The organism is Paenibacillus sp. MMO-177 (assembly GCF_037147795.1).
Lineage (GTDB): Bacteria > Bacillota > Bacilli > Paenibacillales > Paenibacillaceae > Pristimantibacillus.
The window spans coordinates 726,565-749,607 of sequence record NZ_JBBCUR010000001.1; the positions used below are offsets into that span (position 1 = coordinate 726,565).

At 44.3% G+C, this 23,043-nt stretch carries 24 protein-coding genes; 6 read left to right on the forward strand and 18 right to left on the reverse strand.

The window, feature by feature from the left end; all coding sequences use genetic code 11:
- Positions 1-60: 60 nt before the first annotated feature.
- Positions 61-963, forward strand: a complete 903-nt coding sequence (locus WFK81_RS03255; RefSeq protein ID WP_336785002.1) for a LysR family transcriptional regulator — start codon at positions 61-63, stop codon at positions 961-963.
- A 46-nt stretch (positions 964-1,009) separates the two neighbouring features.
- On the opposite strand, the gene WFK81_RS03260 is transcribed toward WFK81_RS03255, so the two are convergent.
- Complete coding sequence (locus WFK81_RS03260) at positions 1,010-2,041, reverse strand: NADH:flavin oxidoreductase/NADH oxidase (RefSeq protein ID WP_336785003.1); 1,032 nt, start codon at positions 2,039-2,041, stop codon at positions 1,010-1,012.
- Positions 2,042-2,249: 208 nt separating this feature from the next.
- On the opposite strand from WFK81_RS03260, the gene WFK81_RS03265 reads away from it, so the two are divergent.
- Positions 2,250-3,122: a LysR family transcriptional regulator gene (locus tag WFK81_RS03265; protein ID WP_336785004.1), complete on the forward strand. Its 873-nt coding sequence runs from the start codon at positions 2,250-2,252 to the stop codon at positions 3,120-3,122.
- A 35-nt stretch (positions 3,123-3,157) separates the two neighbouring features.
- Here WFK81_RS03265 and WFK81_RS03270 read toward each other — a convergent pair whose 3' ends face one another.
- The 4 genes from WFK81_RS03270 to WFK81_RS03285 all read right to left on the reverse strand — a co-directional run bounded on the left by WFK81_RS03270 (position 3,158) and on the right by WFK81_RS03285 (position 7,338).
- Positions 3,158-3,742 (reverse strand): NAD(P)H-dependent oxidoreductase, encoded by a 585-nt coding sequence (locus tag WFK81_RS03270; RefSeq protein ID WP_336785005.1) that lies wholly within the window; start codon positions 3,740-3,742, stop codon positions 3,158-3,160.
- Positions 3,743-4,567: 825 nt separating this feature from the next.
- Entirely contained in the window at positions 4,568-5,515 is a 948-nt protein-coding gene (locus tag WFK81_RS03275) for a WG repeat-containing protein (protein WP_336785006.1), read from the reverse strand.
- A 632-nt stretch (positions 5,516-6,147) separates the two neighbouring features.
- The gene (locus tag WFK81_RS03280; protein ID WP_336785007.1) at positions 6,148-6,612 is read right to left on the reverse strand and encodes an SMI1/KNR4 family protein; all 465 of its coding nucleotides are present in this window, start codon (positions 6,610-6,612) and stop codon (positions 6,148-6,150) included.
- 162 nt (positions 6,613-6,774) lie between these two features.
- A complete protein-coding gene (locus WFK81_RS03285) occupies positions 6,775-7,338 on the reverse strand; it encodes a histidine phosphatase family protein (protein ID WP_336785008.1) in 564 nt (187 codons plus the stop codon).
- 497 nt (positions 7,339-7,835) lie between these two features.
- Here WFK81_RS03285 and WFK81_RS03290 point away from each other — a divergent pair, with 497 nt between their 5' ends.
- Together WFK81_RS03290 and WFK81_RS03295 are read left to right on the forward strand one after the other, a co-directional pair.
- The gene (locus WFK81_RS03290; RefSeq protein WP_336785009.1) at positions 7,836-8,420 is read left to right on the forward strand and encodes a helix-turn-helix transcriptional regulator; all 585 of its coding nucleotides are present in this window, start codon (positions 7,836-7,838) and stop codon (positions 8,418-8,420) included.
- Positions 8,420-8,947 carry a hypothetical protein gene (locus WFK81_RS03295; RefSeq protein WP_336785010.1) on the forward strand — a complete coding sequence of 176 codons (528 nt, stop codon included), beginning with the start codon at positions 8,420-8,422 and terminating at the stop codon, positions 8,945-8,947. Before WFK81_RS03290 ends, WFK81_RS03295 begins: the two co-directional genes overlap by 1 nt.
- 73 nt (positions 8,948-9,020) lie before the next feature.
- Here WFK81_RS03295 and WFK81_RS03300 read toward each other — a convergent pair whose 3' ends face one another.
- Both WFK81_RS03300 and WFK81_RS03305 read right to left on the reverse strand, forming a co-directional pair.
- Positions 9,021-9,416 carry a hypothetical protein gene (locus tag WFK81_RS03300; RefSeq protein WP_336785011.1) on the reverse strand — a complete coding sequence of 132 codons (396 nt, stop codon included), beginning with the start codon at positions 9,414-9,416 and terminating at the stop codon, positions 9,021-9,023.
- 248 nt (positions 9,417-9,664) lie between these two features.
- Positions 9,665-10,810, reverse strand: a complete 1,146-nt coding sequence (locus WFK81_RS03305; protein ID WP_336785012.1) for a copper amine oxidase N-terminal domain-containing protein — start codon at positions 10,808-10,810, stop codon at positions 9,665-9,667.
- A 260-nt stretch (positions 10,811-11,070) separates the two neighbouring features.
- On the opposite strand from WFK81_RS03305, the gene WFK81_RS03310 reads away from it, so the two are divergent.
- Positions 11,071-11,268 carry a hypothetical protein gene (locus WFK81_RS03310; RefSeq protein WP_336785013.1) on the forward strand — a complete coding sequence of 66 codons (198 nt, stop codon included), beginning with the start codon at positions 11,071-11,073 and terminating at the stop codon, positions 11,266-11,268.
- Between the two features lie 156 nt (positions 11,269-11,424).
- On the opposite strand, the gene WFK81_RS03315 is transcribed toward WFK81_RS03310, so the two are convergent.
- The 5 genes from WFK81_RS03315 to WFK81_RS03335 form a co-directional block, all read right to left on the reverse strand.
- Positions 11,425-11,880, reverse strand: a complete 456-nt coding sequence (locus WFK81_RS03315; protein WP_336785014.1) for a DinB family protein — start codon at positions 11,878-11,880, stop codon at positions 11,425-11,427.
- A 269-nt stretch (positions 11,881-12,149) separates the two neighbouring features.
- Complete coding sequence (locus WFK81_RS03320; protein ID WP_336785015.1) at positions 12,150-13,289, reverse strand: toxic anion resistance protein; 1,140 nt, start codon at positions 13,287-13,289, stop codon at positions 12,150-12,152.
- 29 nt (positions 13,290-13,318) lie between these two features.
- Positions 13,319-15,007 (reverse strand): VWA domain-containing protein, encoded by a 1,689-nt coding sequence (locus WFK81_RS03325; RefSeq protein WP_336785016.1) that lies wholly within the window; start codon positions 15,005-15,007, stop codon positions 13,319-13,321.
- 12 nt (positions 15,008-15,019) lie between these two features.
- Entirely contained in the window at positions 15,020-15,751 is a 732-nt protein-coding gene (locus WFK81_RS03330; protein WP_336785017.1) for a hypothetical protein, read from the reverse strand.
- Between the two features lie 378 nt (positions 15,752-16,129).
- Entirely contained in the window at positions 16,130-16,261 is a 132-nt protein-coding gene (locus WFK81_RS03335) for a hypothetical protein (protein ID WP_336785018.1), read from the reverse strand.
- A gap of 72 nt (positions 16,262-16,333) precedes the next feature.
- Here WFK81_RS03335 and WFK81_RS03340 point away from each other — a divergent pair, with 72 nt between their 5' ends.
- Complete coding sequence (locus tag WFK81_RS03340; protein WP_336785019.1) at positions 16,334-17,545, forward strand: alpha/beta hydrolase family protein; 1,212 nt, start codon at positions 16,334-16,336, stop codon at positions 17,543-17,545.
- A 71-nt stretch (positions 17,546-17,616) separates the two neighbouring features.
- Here WFK81_RS03340 and WFK81_RS03345 read toward each other — a convergent pair whose 3' ends face one another.
- The 6 genes from WFK81_RS03345 to WFK81_RS03375 form a co-directional block, all read right to left on the reverse strand.
- Positions 17,617-18,444 (reverse strand): DUF6492 family protein, encoded by an 828-nt coding sequence (locus WFK81_RS03345; RefSeq protein ID WP_336785020.1) that lies wholly within the window; start codon positions 18,442-18,444, stop codon positions 17,617-17,619.
- Positions 18,445-19,146: 702 nt separating this feature from the next.
- On the reverse strand, positions 19,147-19,995 hold the full coding sequence (locus WFK81_RS03355) for an AraC family transcriptional regulator (RefSeq protein ID WP_336785021.1): 849 nt from the start codon (positions 19,993-19,995) through the stop codon (positions 19,147-19,149).
- A gap of 162 nt (positions 19,996-20,157) precedes the next feature.
- The gene (locus WFK81_RS03360; RefSeq protein ID WP_336785022.1) at positions 20,158-20,814 is read right to left on the reverse strand and encodes a hypothetical protein; all 657 of its coding nucleotides are present in this window, start codon (positions 20,812-20,814) and stop codon (positions 20,158-20,160) included.
- A gap of 316 nt (positions 20,815-21,130) precedes the next feature.
- Positions 21,131-21,775, reverse strand: a complete 645-nt coding sequence (locus WFK81_RS03365; RefSeq protein WP_336785475.1) for an HAD family hydrolase — start codon at positions 21,773-21,775, stop codon at positions 21,131-21,133.
- A 108-nt stretch (positions 21,776-21,883) separates the two neighbouring features.
- Positions 21,884-22,441 (reverse strand): AAA family ATPase, encoded by a 558-nt coding sequence (locus tag WFK81_RS03370; RefSeq protein ID WP_336785023.1) that lies wholly within the window; start codon positions 22,439-22,441, stop codon positions 21,884-21,886.
- Positions 22,438-22,806: a UPF0158 family protein gene (locus WFK81_RS03375; protein WP_336785024.1), complete on the reverse strand. Its 369-nt coding sequence runs from the start codon at positions 22,804-22,806 to the stop codon at positions 22,438-22,440. The genes WFK81_RS03370 and WFK81_RS03375 overlap by 4 nt, the downstream gene beginning before the upstream one ends.
- Positions 22,807-23,043: the final 237 nt, after the last annotated feature.

Below are 23,043 nucleotides of genomic sequence, written 5' to 3' on the forward strand. Positions count from 1 at the left end.
ATAGCGTGACACTATTCATTAATCAAATACCCGCATTGCGATGAAAGGCAGGTAGGAGCTATGGAGTTCAAACAACTGCAGTATTTTATGGCGATATGCGAAGAGCTTCACTTTACGAGAGCAGCTGAAAAAATGGGAGTCAGCGCTCCCAACATCAGTCAGCAGATAAGGAGATTAGAAGAGGAATTAGGAGTCCTGTTATTCGATCGAATCGGAAAAACGATTGTGCTGACGGAAGCGGGAGCGATTCTCCATGAACATGGCGCCGCCGTGCTCGGACATCTTCAACAAGCGAGCGACGCTATCGCTGACCTGAAGCAGATGCGAGGAGGATCGTTATCGATTGGCGTTTTGCCCGGTGATGCGGATCTCATGTTTAACGCTTTGCTGCTAAACTTCCACCAAACCTATCCAACCGTCTCGTTATCTCTATTGGAGACCATGAAGGTAACCGAACAAGTACTGGACAGGAGCATTGATATAGGAGTTACTATTGGGCCTGTTATAGACGAACGCCTCACTTCAATCCCCTTGTTTCACGAAGAATTCTCACTGGCGGTAAGCAGGAATGATCCGCTTGCAACCGAGAGCATTATCCCCTTCAACAAGCTGCAAACACTGAAGCTGGTCATGTTCCCGTCCGACCATCAATGCCGCATGCTGATCGACCGTTATTCCATGGACAACGGGTTCGCTCTGCAGCCTCATATGGTGACGACAACCTTATCCTCCCTCCTCCAAATGGTGCAAAATGGGGTTGGCGCTTGTGTTCTACCGCGATTGCTGCTTGAAAATCTGCATCATCCCGACATTAAAGTCGTGCATTTGAAGAATCCCTCACCTTCCCAGGATATCTGCCTCATTTATCGCCGAGACAGATATATCGGATATGCTATGCGAACATTCATCAAAACCGTTAGAGCCTACATCGAGAATGCGATCCATCATGCTAAGTCTTCATAGGCAAAAGCGGTGCAGGATTAGTCCTGCACCGCTTTTGAGATCTCTATTAACCGCGCGGGAAACCACGCTCGTATTGTCTTGGAAGCTCGATCTCTTTGTGGAGAACGGCCGCTGCTTCGAGGGTCCAGTATGGATTGCGAAGCATCCCCCGGCCAACGGCTACGAGGTCCGCGTCTTCGTTCCCGATCACCGAGTTGGCGAGGGACGGTTCATCCAGTCTGCCGACCGCAATGACCGGAACGTTCAGAGCTTCTTTAATCGCTCTAGCGAGAGGCACTTGGTATGCGACATGGGTTCCAGGTCTGCCCGCAGCCGCGATAGGACCTTCTCCGCCCGCGCTAATATGGAAGAGGTCGACGCCTGCTTCTTTGAACTCTTTCGCAAAAGCGATGCTTTCGTTGATGCCATAACCGCCTTCTACATATTCACGCGCGGAAATCCGCATAATTAATGGCATATCGGCAGGCATTTCGCTTTTTGCTGCTTTAATGACTTCTTTACCGAACAGCGCCAGATCCTGACCGTACTTATCCGTTCTTTTGTTCGTGAACGGGGATACAAACTGATGGATCAGGTAGCCGTGGGCACCGTGAATCTCAATCGTATCTACGCCAGCCTGTACGGCACGGCGCACGGCAAGTCTAAATTTCTCCACCATTTGCTCTACTTCTTCGGTAGTCAAAGCCCGAGGCGTTTTGGAGTTTTCGTCAAAAGGAATAGCAGACGGAGCCACCGGCACCTCCGCATCCTCGGCTTTGCGACCGGCATGGGCAATCTGGATGCCTACTTTCGCTCCATGCTGATGCGCGGCATCTATGATGCGGGCTAATGCCGGAATGTGGTCATCCGACCATAAGCCCAGGTCGTAATCTGTAATGCGTCCGTCCGGCTCGACGTCGGTCATCTCGATAATAATTAATCCGGTACCGCCAACCGCGCGGCTTACGTAATGCATATAATGCCAGTCGTTTGCGATCCCGTCTTTGGCCGTTACCGAGTATTGGCACATCGGCGGCATAACGACGCGGTTTTTCAAGGACAAGCTCTTAATCTGATACGGAGTAAATAAGTGCTTCAAAGTACAATCTCTCCTCTATTCTATAGTTCCACGGCTCCAATCCGGCTACATCATAATGTACCCAGGTTTGGACAACTCATGATCAGGCTTTTTGTAAAAGAATGCTACAGAGCCCATTATACCTTCACGCCTACAATAAAACTAATTATATAAATTGCATTAAACCATAAAAAAATTTATAATTCAGTTTATTGATGAACGATAGAGGATGAACAATACGATGGTCGATTTCGAATGGTACCGAAGCTTTATTGCCATATACAAGCACCACTCCGTCTCCGAAGCCGCCAAGACCAGAATGATGACGCAGCCCGCCATGAGCCAGCACCTGGCCGCATTGGAGGCTGAAGTTGGTGAAGCCTTATTCACGCGCGTATCGAGGAGACTTGTCGTAACCGAACGGGGCAAAGAGCTATACTCCCGGGTTGCGCCGTTAGTTGAATCTCTGGAGGAAACAACGGCCGGGCTGAAATCCACATCCCTGCCGAACAATAAAGTGTTCCGCATTGGCTTATCTCTGGAGTATTTTCAGGAGCTGGTTCTTCCCAAGGTTGCAAATTCCGGATTGTGCAGCGTCTCTTACTTCGGAACCGCCGATCAATTGCTTGAGCTGTTAAAGGAAGATCAAGTGGAGCTCATTATTACTCCCAAGAAATTTATCGTGCCCGGCATTGAGTATGAACTGTTAATGGAAGAGACGTTTACGATCATTACACCCGCTTCGCTTGAGATCCCCGAGCTTGGCAGCCCAAAAGAAATCGAGGAATGGCTGTCCGCGCAGCGATGGATTTCCTACGGGCTGGAGCTTCCGATTATTAGGCGTCTATGGAGAGAGCATTTCAAGAGACGTCCCCTTATTAAGCCCAAGCATGTGATTCCAAATCTGCATGCGGTTATTAAAGCCGTCGAGATGGGAGCCGGAATCAGCGTTATCCCAACCTATCTGCTGGAGAACACGAAGGCAAATATTCATACCTGCTTCGATTATCTCACTGTCACGAATGATCTGTTAATTGGCTATAAGAGCAAGCATAAGCATCTGCCCGAGCTGCAGGAGATTATTTCGATTATCCGGAAATGAAAAAAAAGCCGCAAAATTTGCGGCTTTTTTGCTTATTACAGCGAGCTGAACTTTTTCGCGACCTGGGCCAGCATCTCTTTGCGATCCTCGTCGGTTGCAACGGACGTTACGCCGCCAAACAAAAATTGCTCGACAACCTCAATGCCGGTGAATTCGAAAATTCCGCTTCCGGAGGTTTGCTTCAAGGAATTGTTCATGCCAATGGATTCGTAGATCTCGCCCGGGGTACCATATGTGTTAATAATAATGCCTTTTTTACCCGCAAACAGCTTATCGATTCCGCCTTCGCTATTGTACTGATAAGCAAAACCGTAAGAGAAGGTGCGGTCTACGTAACCTTTTATAATAGCCGGAAGACCCGTCCACCAAATCGGATAAATAAAGGTGATGAAATCGGCCACTTCCAAATAAGCTTGTTCCGTCTTAATATCCGCGGGCGGGTTGCCTTCCCGGAGCGCGGCTGTATCGGCAGGCGAAAGTACCGGATTGAAACCAAGCTTGTTCAAGTCCCGGACAATTACCTCATGCCCTCCCTCTTTTAAAGCTTTCACCGCCGTGCCTAGAATGGCATGATTAAAGCTTCCTTCATGAGGATGGGCATAAACGATCAGATGTTTCATTTAACATAACCTCCGTCTTATCATTTGTCTTAACTTTCATATAATGTCCAGCGTCAACACAAATCCTGCAGTTGTCCGAAAAATTATGAGTTGACAGAACATATTGGTTTATAAGACCAAGAGATTGCCCAAAGAGTTAGCTCTTTTCAGGAAGACATAGAGCGATTAGTTCCCCACCTTGTAAAATATCCAGTCAGTACCTAGAAGTAAAATTTTTCAATTCGTTGCGTTAATCTGCCCCTTACTTCAATAAAAGCTGCAGCTGATCCTCTGATCGGCTGCAGCTTTATTGATGGATCTATCGTTCTCCTTTAGCGTAATTCAAGATGCATGCATTGAGCCTCTTCCCAGTACTTATGCGTATCAAACAAATTCCCCCATATCCCTATCGCTTTTCGGATAAAGCAGGGATATCTACATATAACTAATGACAATTCTTAAGAAAGGAGTACTGGACGATGACTGATGTGATTAAACCTAACGGCTCACAGCATGCGGCCCCGCCCTCGAATGATCCGAAGAAGCAAGGCAGATCCGCAGCCAAGAAAAAATCGAAGTAATTCCGAATGAATAAAAGCCGCCGATTGGCGGCTTTGTTACCGCTATAAAAAATGTTATGCAGATAACTGGGTGGAATTAGTTATGTTTCCCTTTACTTGAACAAAGCGGCAACCGATCTCCTGATCGGCTGCCGCTTTGTTATTCTGAACTATAGTTCGCTGTTAGCTTAAGATATTATTGTTAGAACTCGAGGTATGCCATCGATTCTTCGTTTCGGAAATTATTTTGAGGATCTTCACGAATCCTTATATGTGCGGTAGTTAATCATTCACTGAAGTCTCGAATTTCACCTGACATTCTATTTATAACCATTTCTTTTCCATCGACAGTTATATTATAGAATAAGAGGCCTTTTAGATAAGAATCAACGTCAATAGAACATTTCTCTGGAAGAGAGTACCTAATGTTTTCATTAATATCAATTACTTTTGCTTCCTTCCCTTCCCTTACAAATGCCAGTCCATTAATAAATGGTAACGCAGCATCATATTTAGAGTTTATAACTTCAGTACCTGATGTATTAATATATCCATACTTCATAATTTTAGAGTCAAAGATAAAAGCCATTCCTTCGCTGAAGCTACTTCCTAGTTGTTTACTAAATGGAATTATAAGATTCCCGGATCTATTTATATAGCCGTATTCGTTTCCATTTAACACAAGAGCCAATCCCTCAGAGAAAGCTTCTTGGAACTTATAATCATTATTAAAATTAATTACCTCACCGTTAATATCAATAAAAAAAGATACATTTTTAAGGGTTACAAAGGCAGCACCATTATCAAATGGACTTGCTTCATCATATATAGCATTGATCACTATACCCCGATTATCTAAATAACCATACCTTCCATCTTTCTCGAATAGATATAGATTTGCAGAAAATGAGAGAATTTCATCAACTTCTTCATATGTATATTCTTTTAGAACAATCCCACTGTTATCAATGATTAGATAGTTATTATTAACTTCAACCCATGCCTGATTATTTGAATAAGGACCTGCTTGATCATAATTTATATCCAACAAAGAATGACCATTAACAGTAATGTATCCCCATTTCCCATCTAATGATACAGCGGCAACGCCATTTGAGAAATAATCAACCTCATCATAGATTGCCGGGATAACAAGGTTCCAATCATTACCAATAAACCCCCATTTTCCATTCACTTCTACGGGGTATCTAACCTCTTTTATAATATCTTGCATACACTTATACCTCATTTTCAACAATAAATAGTCATCTGACATTGTGTTGTTTAAACTAATGTTCCCCGTTAGCGCAATGAATGTTTCAATTTATATATCGTTGGAGAGCCACACAACTTTGAAATGAGATTATATATCCCTTGCTTTAAATTCTTTTAAAACCCTGCCTTTGTAAGTTGCAGTACCGTAAGTACGGACATTTATATTAGCGTATACTTCCGGATCTGTAACATTTGATTTCAGAGCAGCACCTAGCACCTATCTAAAGTACATTTTATTTACAACTATTACGTAACACATACGACCGTGCCGGCAGCTTCTTTATCAGTTTAACTATTCAACTTAGTTGAACGCTCACTTCGATGGTAAATATTCTTGAGGGGGGTTATCGAATCCATTCCAGAAGAACCAAAGTCTTTTACACTCCTCGCAAACAAAGAACATTTTCATTTGAGTGTATAGCTCTTCAGAATCAACTAGTCCCTGCACTTTATCGTAATCAACGTCTGAGATAAAATTGTACTGGATTTTACATGGGATGTCTCCGAATCGTAGAATATTTCCACAACTACAAAGCATTTTGGGCATTACTCACCCTCCTTATTGGCAACTTCACTATCGTTCCTTGTAGTTTAATTCCTTTTAGCAGCTTTTTGAATTTGTGACTCTATGTTATCAATTCTCTTTTGTGCTTTTTCTTTAATATAATCTAACGATTTACTCCATTTCTTTATCTTATTTGTTTCATGATTCCATATGTAGACATCTGGAAACAGTAATGTTGAATTCGACTTTTTAAGTACCAACTGATTCCCTGTATCGCCTGATGCTATTGAAATAAGTTCTTCGTACATGTAATCCCAACGTGCTTTTGTGTTTTCGTAAACTATATGGTTTGAAGTTTTACGAGGATTGGATCTATCAAAAACGGGGTAAAATCGCCAGCCTCCTGGTAGTTCCAATCCATTTGATACCTTCCAAATCTCATTTAATTGTTCGGGAAATTCCACTCCTAGTTCTTCCGCGGCCGCCTTTATCATTTCATCAGTGACACCAAGATTTAGTGAAGTCACTTCACTGGTTTGATTTCTCTTCACTTTCGCACCACCTCACCTTAAATGTATCTCGTCAACTAAATTTTTACAATCTTCTTATAACTTTTCGAATAATCAATCAGTAAAGAAGCCACCGATCGTGTCGACAGCTTCTTTACTGGTGTTTTTTTACTATCGTTTCCCGTTAGCTTAAAGATAAAACGGCTAAATTACCATCCTGTAGACTCCTGCCTCACCAAGAAAATCATTTCTTGTTAATCCTTTTTCCCCAAGCAATATCCGATAATTCGTTATGGTACCATCATGCGAGATAATAAGTACTCTCTTATAAATTTGTGGGATCCAGGCTAATAATTGCTTTGCATATCCCTCGAAAACATCTTGGTCGATCCTATTTATACCTTCTTTCCAACAGTCCAAAGCAAAATCAAGAATTTTAACATCTCCATATAAGTTTGTAATTTCTGTTTTAGAAAGAATTTGATCACAAGTTAGAAAAAGGGACTCCGGATTTTGAGGGAACATTCTTGGGCCAACAAAAGGGGAAATAATGAAGTCTAAACTATTGTGTAATATCGATGCTGTTTCAATTGTACGTTTAGTTGGACTGACAAGCAGCAAATCATCGGGGTTAATTTTTATTTTTTCTCGCAGTTGTGTCACCTGAAACTCGCCGTATTCTGTCAGACTAGGATGTAGAGTGTTCAACCGATTGGGATAATCTTTAAGGTGTTCTCCGTGACCGTGTCGAATAAATAAAAACTCCATCATCTGCCCCCCAACTTTAAAAACCGATTATCTTAAGTATAGTGTGTTCGATGTCATAGATGTAATCAGTAATTGTGAGAGGTGTCATTTATTATATTTATGAGAACAAGAATGACCGCCCTTTAACACGTGGAAAGCTGCCGAATATATCGCAGCCTCGCCAAGGTGTGTATTCTACTATCGTTCTCCGTTAGCGCAACGGCTGTTTTGCCACTAAAGCTATATATTCAACTGGTATAACAATATCCTCTCCGCTTCGTATCACCTTCTAGGTTTATAACCGAAATCATTTAAACATAGTCCTCTGTTATTTATGAACATTTCCCAACCTCATCCAATCCCTCCTTGTTCAGACAATCTCTCAAAGATTGCTTTGAACCTTAACCAGTAGTTAATATTTGTATCAACTGGATTTAAAAAATGCTCCATTATCAGTATCTAAGGTCAATGATATGATAAATACATCAGCTGATAATATGATGCTAAGGAGACGGGCAATGAAATTAAACATTGGTTCCAAAATTATAAATATGAGGAAAGAGAAAAGCGTTACCCAAGAACAGCTTGCTAACGCAGTAGGAGTTTCGATTGCTGCCGTTTCAAAATGGGAAAATGGGAACACTTATCCTGATATTACCTTACTCCCTGAAATTGCAAGCTTCTTTAATGTCTCGGTTGATGCATTGCTTGATTATAAAGTTGAACCTAAAAATGCCCAGGATTATAGAGATCGAATAAAGGAGATTACGAAAACATCTGACTTTAATATTGGACTGCCTCTTGCTGAGGAAGCATTAAAGAAGTATCCCAACGATTTTGAGATTCTATTGCAAATGGGGCATCTAACTTTAAACAAAGGTACATCATCAGAAAGCCCAGATAAGGAAACCGTTCTAAAGTCCATTGATTATTTTAACAAGGCTTTGTCCGTACAGCCGTCAGATACACCTGTAAAAAAGAAAACATCGAACAGAACATTGCGTTTGCTTATGGGTCCATCAGAGAGTTTGATAAGGCGATTTCAATCTTGGAAAGAAATAATACGCACGGTTGCTTCAACCCTGAAATCGCTAATTTTATGATGGAAAAAGGCGATATAAGCGGAGCAAAGTCAAGACTTCAACAGCATCTATGGCATACAGCTTTTGGATTTGCTTTGGTTACCGGAACATTAGGAGAATGCTTACGGAAAGAGAATAATTTGCAATATGTTGTAGCATTACAAAAACTTCATGCCACTCTTCATCAGAGTTTTACTCATGAGACTCCTAATTATAGTGATTTGATATGCTCTTGGAGTTTTTTAAAGCTTGCCGAATATCAAGCCGAAATTGAAGACACCGAAGGAATGTGGGAGAGTATTAAACAAAGCGTGTACCACTCGGTACGTTTCGATAAGAGCCCCTCATATTCCATGGAATCCATAAAATTTATGGAAGACCATAAAGGAATGATGGGAAATAATTCTTCTCAAAACGCTTGTCGGGACACAATCAAACGCCTAAAGAATAACTTTCCACAATATCAGAGCGATGAAAGAATGATTAGATTCATCCAAAATCTAGAGACCGCAGCAACAGACAAGATTCAAACGGGCATTTGGAAGTAATGGTTTGCTGTAAGAATCCTAAACTGACTTAGCCCTCGAGATGAGGGCTTTTATTATATTAAGCACATCCACTTTACTCAACTCTTCTGCCCCCGTTATGTTCTGCAAGATATTTCTTTGCAATTTCCATATCCTGTGTTTTTAGAACAATTCCATCTTTATTGAGTATGAGATAAGTAGGGAATTTTTTAATACCCAGAGCATGCGTCCATTTTTTATTTCTTTCTTGGTAATGATCCCATAGCTGTATCATAAATTCTTTTTGCAAATCTGGTGAGGAGTTCTGAAAACGAGTAAGTTCATTCCCTATTTGCCCAACATCTTCATGGTAATAAAAAACGTGAAGGGCATATTCCCATTGCTTTTCAGGGATTAAGTTCTGAACCACTTCTTCTTTACTTGGATTACATCCAACAAGTAATAAACAAGTGCCACATATAATCAATATTACAACATATTTTTTAAGCATTTAAGCACCTCCGATACATTGCAATTATTACCAATAGTCAGACGTGGGTTTGCCAAATTAGTTGCATTAAACTACCCGTTTACAGCCTACCTCAGTCTGCAGGTCCAGGGCTATTTGTAATCTTCCTGTAATATTTCGCTCAGGTTCCTTTCATCATCGGCCCCTATAATAAAGGACATGACCCCCCTTTATATATTCTCTATTGTTGCCTGCGGCTGATTGCCGCAGGCTTTTTGTTTGCTCTAGTCTTATTTCCCGGAGCCATTGGCCTGAGCGCTGACTTTGATATCGTCAAAGTAAAGGGTAGTCAGCCCTTCGAAGCCAGAATCCGCGCCAATAAGTAGAGAGATCTGGCCCTTGGCGTTTGCCGTCACCTTGGCGCTGTAATCAAAGTCAACACGCTGATACCCTTCCTTGTCCGCATAAGGTTTAGCCGCATTGCCGATGACCTTGACATCCTTGCCGCCGCTTCCCTGGCTGCCGATGTCTACATTCATTCTGTAATATTCTTCACCCAAAGACGAGGTTGGCACAGACAACGGTTCAGTCGACAGGATACCGGCCTTTAAGAAGATAGATTCCGCAGGCGAGCCGCCAATACCAATCGATCCACCTCCGGCTTCGGTGTACATCGCAAATTTCAAGTTAACGTTGTAGGAAGTATTTGGTTTGAAGCCTCCAATGCCTTTGGAAAGATACATAAACAAGTCATCGCTGCGATTATGCCCGGCCAGCTTCAAGCCGTAATTAGAAGTATTGTTCGGGACAGGAATCAAGCTACGCGAATAGTCGAGCTCGTAAATCTCTTTGTTATAGCTGATCGGCAGATCGGCAAAACCGCCCTTCCATCCTTCCGTATCCTTCGTAAACGGATAATTGAAGTCTAGACGAACGGGAGTATCCGCCTGATTGGTAAGAGTAACCGTATGGGCTGAAGGCTCCCATTGCAAACGAATACCCATAAGGGATGCCAACGCTCGTGCCGGGACAAAGACGGTTCCCATTGCCTGGCGAACCTGCTCGGGCAGCTTGATTTTCTGTCCCTTTGCATTCACCGCATAAGAGGAATTCAAGGTGAATTTAATGGTTCCGAAGCCTTTTCCGGACAACGTAATCAACCGGTCTTTGTTATTCCAGCTTATCGATGCGCCGAGAGATTCGGCTGCGGCTCTAACGGGAACCATCGTGTTTCCGTTGCTTAGATAAGGAGCTGAGAGCAGGCTATGTTCGCCCGTATTATTGCTATAATGAACATCGTTAATTTTAAAAGTAACGGCTGAAGGCGCGGCCGCGGCAGGTTGGCTTTCTGCTCCGTGCGCTAGCGGGGCGCTGCCTGCCGAAAGCACGGTTGCAATAAGGAGACTCGACAGTATGGGATATTTTTTATGCATCATTAATATTCTTCCTTTCCGCTCAGATGTACTAACTAGACGCAACGATGAATTTAAAGGTTACAGCCTTTACAATTCGGCAATTATGGTTAAACAATGCAATCGATAAAACTACCTAATATGCGACAACGCAAAGTGACATTCTTTATCCACCACCTTCTATATAATCGAGTAGCGGCAAAAACTATGAATACCTGAAATGATAGTTAAAGGTAAAAGGTAGTCTGTCACGCTAATATAAGGCACAGGAAAGGTGGAACTGCATGTACGTTAGTCAAACAATGCAACAGGTGAAAGAAGATATGTTAAATGGAGAATGGGTGGGTAAGCTCATTCATATGCACGATACTACTAAATCGATTAAGGTAACGCTTGAACCTATACAAGCCGGAAACGGATTTTTAGAGTTTTATGAGAGGCAGGGGTACGGCTTCTACAAATGGAGTCAAGCAAGTGCGTAGGGCGCAGGGCAAAAATCGCTTAATAACCAAAAAACCAAGCCTAAGAGTTAGGCTTGGTTGATACATAAGATTAAACGGATATCGGGCAAAGCCGGCAGCAGGCTGTTTTATCGACCTGTTTTGCCGGCTTTGCTTTCAAGAAACTCCCGCGTTCATTTAGAGCCTCGCGAAGGTGATATAATCGACTTGAACAGGTTCTGCCGATTCGATCCGAAGCGCCCGGTTGATCTGTCCCCGGTGATATTGCCCATGCAAGAGAACCTGCAGCAGGATGTCCCGGACGGACGTTCGGAACGGAACCCCGCTCTGGTTCGCATAGTCGATTATCTCGTCCAACCCGGATTCCTCGAGCCCTTCGATATAGGCGCGATATTGCTCGGTATTTTCTTCGAACATCGTCCGGATCTCCGTCAGGTCTTCCGTTTCCTCCCACAACGAATATTGCTCGCTGCCCTTGCCCTGCAATCGGGACAGCCAGACTTGTTCCGCGACCGCTACGTGCCGCACCAGCTTCAGAAGGTCCTTGTTCTTCGTCTCGCTTTCCTCGAGCGCATCCAAGATGCGTCCGTCCGCCCAGTACAGGTGATCCATCATACGTTTGATCGTCTTCATTTCGGTTTCCCCCTCGTCGTCGTTATGTATACAAGATTCTTTTGGAGACGTCCAATATTTCCGAATAAAGCTCCTTGCTGGCCGCAAGAATACTGCTGCCCGGCAAATACGGATTAATCGGGTCTCCGTTCAAACTCAGTATCTAAAATGTCATCCTTATTTTACCACATCTATTGAAGCTAAACCGATAATTCCGCCATCCTGAAAAGCCAAAAAGCGACCCGTTACGGTCGCTTTTTAGGAGGAGCTGTTCTATCTCAAATACTGCTTTACAGCCCCAAAGCATTGCCCTTCTCAAGACGCAAAATATGCTTCTCGCCGTCGTCGGCCAATGTTCTGAACTGATTGATGGTTTCCCTCATTTTCGGAAGTGCCTGCTGTTTGTACGAGCTGATCGAATCGAACGCGGACAAGACGTCCGCAAACGCTTGTTTTAACGTATCAACCGAGACCGTTGCTTCAATGGCCTGCTGTTGAATGGCGACTCCTTGGTCCTTGAGCATCCGGGACGTGCCGGCGATGAGGTTCGTGGTGGTCTGATTCAAAAGCTCGATTTTCTTGAGAACGATGCCTTGATTATACAGGGCGCTCGCTACCGTAACGGCGATTTTCAAAGCAGAGATCGTGACGGTCTTTGCTCGGTCCACGCCGCGGATGAGCTCCTTATTATTGCGGATAACGACCTCGTAAGCCAAGATTCCCTGCTGATTGACGACGAGCATTTGCTGCAAATCCATGACGCGCTGGCGCATCGGGAACAGGATTTCCTCGGTTATGAACCGAATTTTCTCGGGGTCTTCGCCACGGCTTTTGGCCGCTTCGATCTGGGCTTCGATGGATTCGTCCATTAGCATCCCAAGCTGGATTTCCTTTTTAAGCGTCTTGGTTAGCTTTCGGATTTCATGCTGTTCGAGCTCCAGCGTCGTATTGTCGTTCCTGAGCACGGCACCGCCTTTATCCAGCGACACCACAATGTCGGCAATCACATCGTCGGCCTTCTCGAACTTGAGGAAATACGCCCGCAGCGGATTGAATAGCTTGCCGAGAAATCCCTTCTTGGCAAAGTCGATCATGCTCGGATCCAGATCCTTCAGCTGCGTGTGCAACTCGGCCAGTCCCTTCGCAACGGGGCCGCCCTCATCTCCGGATTTCGCAAGATTGCCCACCGATACCTGCAGCAGGGTGTTCTTGTCGGAAGAGCGTTTCATGGTGTTCAGACCGTAGGCGTCGATCGATTGAAGGATCTCCTTGCGCTGGTCCAGAGACTCGACATCCATCGCCATAATCATCTTAACGTTCGAATCCGCTTCTTCCTTCAGCTTTGCTTCTTCTTCCGGTAATGGCTGTATCGTAGGCTCGATCTCGGCCGCCAGCTCCTCTGGACTAGATACGTTCATCGAAAATGCCATTGAAATCCCCCCTCAGAATGATTGAATGATTACATTTGCACGTTGAATAGATTGCCAATCTTGTACACGACATCGTCCGTATCCGCGTTAATGCTGGCCGCTTCGTTGATGCTGGAGATATTCTGCAGCGCTTGAATATTAGCGTTATAGCCGATCGTGTAGATCGGTACCTTATACGTCTCGATTAATCCCTTGATGTCCTGCAGCGTATAGCCCTGGTTCGTCTCGCCGTCGCTTAGGACGAAAATGACAGGCTTGGTATTGGGGTCGATGGCCAATTGATCTTCAAGAAGCTTCAGTGCTACGACGATCCCGTCGAAGGTGGCCGTCCCGCCACCGGACTGCAGACTATTCACCGCTCCGACGAACAAGGACTGCTGATTCGTGTCGTACTTCGCGATCGGCAGCTTGATGGTGACGCCATCCGAATACGAGACGAGGCCGATGCTGTTGTCCCTGCCTAGATATTTCTGCCCTTTCAAGAGCGACTCTTTCAAACGATTAAGCGGCTCGCCGTCCATGCTGCCGGAAACGTCGGTGACGAAAACGGCCGTGATCGGCTTACTGCTATTCTTCTTCTCTTTCCATACTTTCTGCGCGGATATAAGCATGCCGCCATCCACGGGGGCAAGTTCGGACTTGTAGCTTTCAAGACCGTTAAATCCTTTTTCCTGGGCGGTTTTCATATACTTGTCTTGTGTCACGAATTCGGCAAATTTCTTGAGAATATCCAGCTTCGCCTGCGGCAGATCGCCTAATGCGTAGAGCGGACTATCGTGTCTGAACCCAAACGGCGTAAATACGTACCCGCTCTTTAAATCCGCTGCGTTGACGTATGTCTGGTATTCAAGGACGAATCCGTCCAAAGCGCCGGATTTGGCCGCATCGCGCATCTGAATGGTCGTGGAGGCGATGAACGGCACGTTGGATTGGAACTTTTCAAACTCTTGCACCGCTTTATCGCTCAACATGTTGGTACTATCGAAGGTATGAAGTGCTGTTACCAGGAAATTCAAGCCCGTGGAGCTCGCAAAGGGATCGGTATACCCCATGGAGAGCTCGTTATTGGCGATTGCTTCCGTGACGGATTGGATATTGACGGAGCCGTACTTGTCGATCATGGCGTCGTATTTCGCTTTGGCGATGACGATTCCGGGTACATTGCCGACTAGGCGATTGGTCACGAGCTGCGTGTTAACCCCGCTTGCCTTAACCATTTCGCCCCATAGTTCATTCGAAGGGGTGAACGCATCGGGGACGTACTTGCCGGATTTGATGTAGTCCGCGGCCGTGCCCGAGGCGATATTGCGAATCTTGACCGACGCGGGCTTCCCGTCCACGGTTATATTCGCCTTGTTAAACTCGGTCGCCACGTCCGTCAGCCATCCGTCGACGCCCGTTCCCGACTTTTCCGTGGACGAGAAAATTTCGACGAAATTGTCGTTCGTATTGTTTACCGTAATGGGAAATTTGCTGATGTCGGGTAAGGCCGCGGCGACATCGGCGGGGTCTAGGTCGATTTGGCCTTTCACTGGTGTTTCGATAGTTGGGGAAACTTTTTTGTACAGCTTGCTCAGACGATCCCCGGCATTCTCGGCCGTCACCTCCGCTTTCGATTTGCCCAGATTGGAGGTTAAGGTTACCCCGGCATAAACAAGCCCGAAGACGACCACCAGAAGAACAACGGAGATCAACAAAAAATTACTCTTTCTTTGCATCCAGGCCACCTCTTAATTCTTGTAGTATTGGGTTTGTTTGATTAACGTGTCGATTTCCTGCATGCACGGCATGCCGTCAATGTCGCCCGGCTCCAAACTATCCAAGCGGGAGATCTCCAGCATGAGCTGGTCCAGCTTCAACAAAATTTCTTCGTTTGTGCCGAGCGATTGCTTCGTGAAGGTTAGGTATTCGCCGTACACGTTTTTTCTGGCTTGCAGCAGCTCCGGCGATAACGATGACGGTTTACGGCCCGAGACGCTCTCGAACTCCGACGCGTCGAACGTATTCAGCCGATTGAGAATGCTCCTGACGTTCAGATAGAACAGCTTCTCCACCTCATAAATGACGGAAGAGAACTTCTTATAGCTTAATTCCTCGGGATCGAATCGCTGTTTCAGGACCTCGAGCAGCGTGCTCTTTTTCTTTCGCATGCGTTCCAATTGACGCAATGCCAAACCTATATCTTCTTCTAAAACTTTAATACGCCTGAAGCGAGATAATGCCTCTACATAATCGTCATGCGTCTTAATCTCCTTCACCGGCAGAGCTGCCGGAGCTTTAAATAGGAGGAAGTAACACCCATAGGTCAGCGTGATGGCGCTGGCGACGAGAAAAGTCACGCCGATTGCCGAAGAGAGCGCATTGCCGCCAATCTCGATTCCGATAAATCCCCGGGAGAAAACGACAATATTCAACGCTATGACACCAAGTGTCAAACCAAGCAGCTTTATGTATCTGGTCACGCCCAATCGAACACCCCTCTGCCGAAATAATGATCCCGTCTCGTTATCATTGTACAACAATGTTAAATCCTGGGGCTAGAAATTTATGGATGGCAGTTTAATTCCTAGCATATTCATACAACGATTTTAAAAACTATCTATTAGTCAACATATACGCGTGCGCAGCTGCAGACGTTTCCGTTTTCAGGAAAATGCGAGAATATGAGCTAGTTGGCGCGATCCCGGAGTCCCGGGAAGAGCGCCGATTTTTTTGGAAAAAAAATGATTTAGCACTATACTATTACTAATAAATAACGTTTGGAGAAAGGGCATTCCTTACATGAACCATACCTTATATATAAGCCTCACCGAGGACCAATGAGAAGCTGGGAGTCCGTTCTACTTATTATGCTGGCCATTGTCATGGTTATGATGATAAAGAACCGAAATCAATCCTTCTTTCGCTTCTTCCGTATGCTTCTGCCCTTTCCCTTGGCCGTTCACTTCGTGACCGAAGGATTTCGCTGGCAAATGGTTCCCGCTTATTTATGTACTCTCTACGCGTTTGTGACAGCTGTTCTGACACTATTCAAGCGAGAGCGCATGTCCCCGATCCGTCTGGGGTTGATTTCTACAATCGGATTGCTGCTGATTTGCTGGGCATTGCCTTATCTAATCCCCGTTCCTTCGCTAGAGGCTCCATCGGGAAATAACCCGGTCGGTACAGTCATGTATCACTGGATCGACACAAGCAGGCTTGAGCAGACTCCGGGGGAGACGAACAAATACCGGGAGATGAACGTTCAAATCTGGTATCCGGTACAGCTAAAAGGAAGCATGCGGCAGGCTCCGTATATTCCCGAACTAACCGGCTTGAGCCACTACGCGAAGCAGCGCTGGCATATTCCGTCCTTCTTTCTGAATTACATACGCCTTGCGAAGACGTATACCTACATGGAGGCTGACATTGCCAGTAATCAAAGCCAGTATCCCGTCGTTATCTTCTCCCATGGTTGGCCCGGCTCCCGGTACGCCTACCATTATCTAGTCACGGACTTGGCAAGCAAAGGCTACGTGGTAGCCGTTGTTGAGCACACCTACGGTACGCTTGCGACCGTTTTTCCCGACGGACGGATAATGTCCCAAAAGGCTCCTTCGGAATTTCAGCTTCCGGCTTGGGATTCTATCATTGATAATGTTTGGGCGGAAGACGACAGGTTTGTCCTAGATCAGTTAGAAAAACTTAACCGGGGAATTATGGATAAACGTTTCACACAGCGTCTTAATCTGGAGGAAACGGCAATTGCCGGACATTCTTTCGGCGGAGATGCTGCCCTTGCCACACTTCGCAAGGACAAAAGGTTTAAGGTGGGAATTAGTCTGGACGGATCCTTTTACGGAAGCATACAATCCCCGATTGCCGCAGACCAGTCTTTTCTATGGATGTGCACCGATAATTATTTGAATGATCTAGGTCTGCCGAAACCTAGCGACAAGCAGTTGTCGGAAGAAGGAATACAAAGAGCAGTATATAAGGGCTGGGTAGACGGCTTTCACCGTAGAAGGGACCAAGCGGTATCCGAGGGCGGTCAAATTTTGCAGCTTAAAGGGGTAAAGCATTCAAGCTTTTCGGATCTTTTCCTGTACTCCCCCTTTCTGCAATGGAAAGCCAAAGCGCCCGATCCGAAGCAAAGCCATCGACTGATTCTGAAATACGTCGAATTATATCTGGATCAGCATTTAAAGGGGCAGCCACCGGAGGGACGGTTCGAAGAAAAGTCGCAGAAAGACAGCCGGGTCCTGCTGAATCCTTAGCTGCTCAAAGTGCCCAACCTTGCTATAAAGCAAAGTTGGGCACTTACGGATTGTGTGGCCGGTTGCGTCTTCTATAAACCTTCTGTTTTTTTCGCAGCCCGTGAATACATTTTCCGTTCGTGAAAGCTGACGGAACGGTATTTCGCGGCAAGCGATCGGCGTTTATTCTCGGTCAGGGAAGAGGCTTCCGAATGCAGCTCGCGGTTAAGCGCAGGCTTCAGCCGGACGGAGCCGGGATAGCGGCCGAACACGAAGTTGCCGTACGTTTCATATTCGCTGAAGGCGAACTGCTTTTTTTTGTTCATGCTTTCCATTATTGCTTTGTACCATCGTTTTCCGTGCCGCCGCTCGATGTCGTTTTTCAGCTCCCGCAGCTTTTGCTTGTCGAACAACATGTAATGCGCCACGAAGGAACGGGGAGCGGAAGCCTTCTTGCCCATCAGCTTGTTGTAGGTAACGAAGTATTGGGGCTGGCTCCAGCTTCTTGTATAGTAGCTCGTTTGCCCTCCCGACAGGAACGTATGCGGGCGAATGAGGACGGTATCAGCGTCAATGACGAGAAAATGCTTCGTGCCGGCGAGCCTGTCGCCGCTTAGCTTCAGCAGCTGCTGAAGCAGCCAGCCGGAGCGTTCCCAATGCTTGGAGCTGTATCGGATGTCTTGTTTTTTAAGCGGAAGCACCGTGTTCTCGTCGATAAAACGGTACCCTTTTTTCCGACAGAGGTCGACGATCGCCCCTTTTTTGGGCGCAACGATCAACACCTGCCCGATCGGATGGCGGACATGGCGCTTTACGCCTTCTACGACATGAGGAAGCGTCTTTAAATCTTTTTCGATGGCCGGAATGAGCACGTCGATCCGGAAGCTGGATGCGCGTCCGGACTCGGGCTTAAGAGGCATGGAGATCATCTCCCGTGTAGGCTGGTCGGACGTAACTAGCATATGCCGGAACGGGGCTTTAAGATTGGGCTTTTTGGGGGGACCTACTCCGCTGCATTTTTTTCCAACTGCTTTCGAATGCCTTCGCGGTCGATCTGAATCCAGTATTCGACGATTTTATCATTCTCAATACGGTATACGGCGTGACTGAACGAAGCAATATTAAAGCCAAACGGCAGCTCATCATGTGATTAGCTGCCGTCGTGCTGTCCTGAACTATCGTTCTCCGTCCCTCAATGAATTTGGTTTTCCATTTAGAATAAAATAGATTAAATTAAAATATCAAACTCATTCACATAAACCGCGGTACCAGTCACCTCTACAACACTGCCATTAGCTGAAACGGACACTCGTACTTTACCGTTCCTTTCGATATTCATGTCCCTGTTCGATAAGAAGATCTAAGGAAGATACATGTTTGCTTATGTATCTGGAATAGTACGCCCCCATAACCCCAGAGGCAGTGCCTGCTCGATTGTGCCAGAAAACGGGAATTATTTTACCAATTCCGAGTGACGTTTGTGATGTTATGCTATAGGCAACTGATCTCCTGATCGGCTGCCGCTTTGTTGTTCTGAACTACAGTGTTTCGTTAACATAAGAAGCTGCCGATCGTGCCGGCAGCTTCATCCTTGGAACTAAAACTCTTCGTTAGTACCATCGTTATTTTTTCTTTACGGGTATCCAGATCTCACCCTGCGTATGCCCTGGCATTCCATAATACATTTCAAATTGTGGACCCTCAACCTGTTCATATCCAGATGTCGGGAACCATTCGGTATATACCCGTTCCCATAGTTTTTGTAAATCACATTGCGGCTCCGGGAAAATAGCCCATGTTAAAGCTGGAACAGAAAGCTTTGTAAATCTCTTCGGAATTTCAAGTCCCTTCGGTAAATGATAGCATACCATGTACTTGAATGATTCTCCCGTATGGTCATATAAGGCAGCGTGCAGCACTGTATTACCAAACCGCCCCAACAACTCGTTCATTAGATCCACACTGCCGTCCTCATCACATTGTTTACGGAACTGAGGAACATCAGTAAATGCCGTTTGCAAATCCTGACTAACATGACCATAAACGCCGAACATCTCAAAAGCTCCTCTTTGTTCTATCCGGTAATTCATCTCGACATCTCCTCTTATTGAGATATGAAAGGACATTCGAGGATAGGCTTTTAAGGAAACGCCTTTATCGCGTGCAGATATCGGCATGATCCCATGGAGATTCTTGAACGCCCGTGCGAACGCTTCCGGCGATTGGTATCCATATTTCATGGCAACATCGATCACCTTTGCATCGGTTGTCTGCAGTTCAAAAGCCGCTAATGTCAAACGTCGACGTCTGATGTACTCGGATATCGAGATTCCGGTGATGAACGGGAACATTCGTTGAAAATGATACGTAGAGCAACAGGCAATCTGCGCTATGTCATCATATGAGATATTGTCCGCCAAATTTGTTTCAATATAATCCATGGCGCTTTTCATCCTCTCCAACCAATCCATCGTTCTCCCTCCCTTCGAGTTAAATACTATCGCAATTAAAAATGACTTTCCGTGCATTTCCTGCACCAAATTGTCAGTATCGTTCGCATCCCCTATCGTTATGAGATAGATTCTAGGATCCGATCTCTTTCGGAAAATCAAAATGACTGCATTTTACTATGCCTATTTAAGAATTAATTCTGGAGTATATTTTTCTGGATAATTTAACATCGCTGCGGCATCACCATTAATTAACATATTCCCATATCGGGGGCTGTTTTTATCAATAGTTAGATTCCAACTTGTTATCGGCATCTGACCAACGGATATTCCGTCTTTCATGGGATCATCACTAACCTTGATTCCAAGATTTTTATAGATCTCTTCCACAACAGCTTTCCACGTTTTATTATTTTCAAGTATGTCGTCAGCCCAGGTTACCTCGGCTTTCTCATTTCTTCCGTTATATTTGTAAATTCCAGTTCCCCGCTCTTTCGTTATCGCTTTTTCTACGTCTGCTACATTTTCTGCTTTAAATTGCGCTGTAATTCCAATTAGGATGTGATAGGAGAAGGTCAAGCTAACTTCAGCAGAGTGGTCAAATAATTTAATCTGATTATTAAAATTAATCTGATCGTTATGAGCAAGCCCTGTATTTACTTTTGTAATATCTTTTTCAGAGATTGTTAAAGCATTCATTACCTCTTCCTCATTCATGCCCCATTTTAAATTTTTGATAGGAACAGGCGTACCATAAGGTGAAGATTGACCTTGACTACACCCAACAACAAGCAACACAACAGATGATATCAACATAACAATAAGGAATAATTTTCTCATAAATACCTCCTTACGTGTTTTGATGTAAGAAGTGCCTAGCGCGAGGTGCGGCGCCACATCAACTCGCCTCATTATATGATTATTATAATCCAAGATGACTTTTGCCGTTGTGACAAAAAAATAGGCAACTTTATTCCTATATTGCCGTAGGAAGTCCTTTTAAACAGCACCTAATGGTGTCCGTTTTACTTTTGAATAACCAGACCTATATTACGAAAAAATGGCAGCCGATCATCAAAAGATCAGCTGCCATCGTTTTGTTCTGAACTAACGTTTCCCGTTTAACAAAGCGTTAATTTGTCCGAAATACATAGATTCATGTTATGTGTGAAATGACCTGACTTAAACTCATTTCCCTCATTGAATTTATTCTCAAGTGAAATTTTTCAAAGTTGATTTCCTTTGTCACTTCATTCGTTACAATCACACATTTTAAACCAGCGGCTATTGCAGCTCTTGCCCCATTTGCCGAATCTTCGAACGCAATAGCTTCGTTTGCATTAATATTCAAGGCTTCGAGTGTTTTTATGTATAAAGTCGGGTCTGGTTTAACTTTTTCGACCTGGTCACCCGTCTTGATTACTTCGAAGTAATCAAGTATATGAAGTTGTTTTAAAAATCCTTCAACCCATTGCCTTGAGGAACTTGAAGCCAAGCCTATTTTTAACCCTAGATTTTTGGCTTCAATCAGATATTCCCTCACACCTTCTCTGATGTCCAGCAGCTCCATTCTCGATTTGTGGTTTTCTTTGGTTAATTTCATAATAATCTCGATGTTTTCTAATCCTAACTTATCTTCAATAAATGCATTTAGCGTTGCATCATCCGTACCAATGCATTTAACAAATACCTCCAAGGGAAAATCCACATTGTAGCCCTGAAGCACTTCTTTGTAAGCATGATACCAAACCGTTTCCGTATCAATAATTAAGCCGTCAAAATCAAAAACTATTGCCTTAATCAATTTTATCCCCCTAACATCTATTATGAACTCCCCATTTATCAGCTGCTGCCGTGTGTAATTAGGCATTATTTTACAATCGTCTCCCGTTAGTCCAACAAAAAATCGTTATAAAGCGAATCTGTTCTTAATGATTTCAGCAACCTCACAAGCAGTTAAATTCGTGTTGTTTATTCTGATGTAATTTTCTCTTTTAATTTCTCCCTCGAAGGAGTTTAATCGATGTTGCTCGATTGTCTGTAATAAATCCTGTTCAGAACGAGCAACATCCCTTTTTGTTGGTTTATGTTCAAGTCTGTGAGGAGTTTTGTTACGCTCAATTCTTTTCTCAAGATCGGCTTCAAGCTCAACAAAAAACACTTCGCCATCTTTATCTTCGATTGTTTTACAAACCTTCTCAACATAGTCCCAATCACCATGCAAATCGAATCCCCATACATAAGTAAAAATCATTCCATACATATCACTTTCAGCGGCGGTTTCAAATATGTCTTGACGAAATTTATTTACTAATCTCCACATTTCACTATTAAAACCAAATAGGGGAGCTAACATTTCAATTGTTACATGATTGTGGAACAACTTTAGCTCAGTTACCTTTTCCAGTTCATGCCCCACTGTCATTTTCCCTACAGCCTGCGGACCAAATATCATAACAAATTTCATCCAACCACCCTCTTGGAAGATATTTCAATAATAATATCACAATTTGAACAAGCGGAGAGGGTGTACCATTGCTTATCAATACCAAATTCTATTATTTTATCTTTAAATCTGCGAAATGCGCCCTTCCCAGTAATTGCTGCATTAAGCGCTTCATTGATATCTTCATCTTCAACAGTCCTTATGAACTCTTCTATGAGTTCATATTCGTTATAGTCGTTTTTTAACGTGAAGTCAGCAAATTTCCCTTGTTCATCCTCGAGTATGCAACTTGCTCTTTCAATGTTCTCTCTTTGCCATTCGGGAAAATTTTCAAGCGGCCGTTCATCTTCAGCAGCTCGAATTTCTTCTCTAGTTAACGTAATCACTTCACCTGTCGTAACATCTATATAAGTAAACGTATCATCTAAACCAATTTCAATCTCACTGACTAAAGTCTCCCATTAGTTCAACAGGAAGTGACTGTCGGCAATATATACCATGGTCCTTAGTATATCTGTACATTGCATAGTACTAAATCTATGAATCTAATATATGAAAAGGCAAGCTCTATTGAACCTCCGTCTGCTAGAAAGCCAAGATCTCCCCGTTGCACTAAGGTTATC

Coding starts and splice junctions, on each gene's coding strand:
- WFK81_RS03255 (WP_336785002.1), top strand. CDS start 61: ATGGAGTTCAAACAACTGCAGTATTTTATGGCGATATGCGAAGAGCTT.
- WFK81_RS03265 (WP_336785004.1), top strand. CDS start 2,250: ATGAACAATACGATGGTCGATTTCGAATGGTACCGAAGCTTTATTGCC.
- WFK81_RS03270 (WP_336785005.1), bottom strand. CDS start 3,742: ATGAAACATCTGATCGTTTATGCCCATCCTCATGAAGGAAGCTTTAAT.
- WFK81_RS03275 (WP_336785006.1), bottom strand. CDS start 5,515: ATGCAAGATATTATAAAAGAGGTTAGATACCCCGTAGAAGTGAATGGA.
- WFK81_RS03285 (WP_336785008.1), bottom strand. CDS start 7,338: ATGGAGTTTTTATTTATTCGACACGGTCACGGAGAACACCTTAAAGAT.
- WFK81_RS03290 (WP_336785009.1), top strand. CDS start 7,836: ATGAAATTAAACATTGGTTCCAAAATTATAAATATGAGGAAAGAGAAA.
- WFK81_RS03295 (WP_336785010.1), top strand. CDS start 8,420: ATGGAAAAAGGCGATATAAGCGGAGCAAAGTCAAGACTTCAACAGCAT.
- WFK81_RS03300 (WP_336785011.1), bottom strand. CDS start 9,416: ATGCTTAAAAAATATGTTGTAATATTGATTATATGTGGCACTTGTTTA.
- WFK81_RS03305 (WP_336785012.1), bottom strand. CDS start 10,810: ATGATGCATAAAAAATATCCCATACTGTCGAGTCTCCTTATTGCAACC.
- WFK81_RS03310 (WP_336785013.1), top strand. CDS start 11,071: ATGTACGTTAGTCAAACAATGCAACAGGTGAAAGAAGATATGTTAAAT.
- WFK81_RS03315 (WP_336785014.1), bottom strand. CDS start 11,880: ATGAAGACGATCAAACGTATGATGGATCACCTGTACTGGGCGGACGGA.
- WFK81_RS03320 (WP_336785015.1), bottom strand. CDS start 13,289: ATGGCATTTTCGATGAACGTATCTAGTCCAGAGGAGCTGGCGGCCGAG.
- WFK81_RS03325 (WP_336785016.1), bottom strand. CDS start 15,007: ATGCAAAGAAAGAGTAATTTTTTGTTGATCTCCGTTGTTCTTCTGGTG.
- WFK81_RS03340 (WP_336785019.1), top strand. CDS start 16,334: ATGTCCCCGATCCGTCTGGGGTTGATTTCTACAATCGGATTGCTGCTG.
- WFK81_RS03345 (WP_336785020.1), bottom strand. CDS start 18,444: ATGCCTCTTAAGCCCGAGTCCGGACGCGCATCCAGCTTCCGGATCGAC.
- WFK81_RS03355 (WP_336785021.1), bottom strand. CDS start 19,995: ATGGATTGGTTGGAGAGGATGAAAAGCGCCATGGATTATATTGAAACA.
- WFK81_RS03360 (WP_336785022.1), bottom strand. CDS start 20,814: ATGAGAAAATTATTCCTTATTGTTATGTTGATATCATCTGTTGTGTTG.
- WFK81_RS03370 (WP_336785023.1), bottom strand. CDS start 22,441: ATGAAATTTGTTATGATATTTGGTCCGCAGGCTGTAGGGAAAATGACA.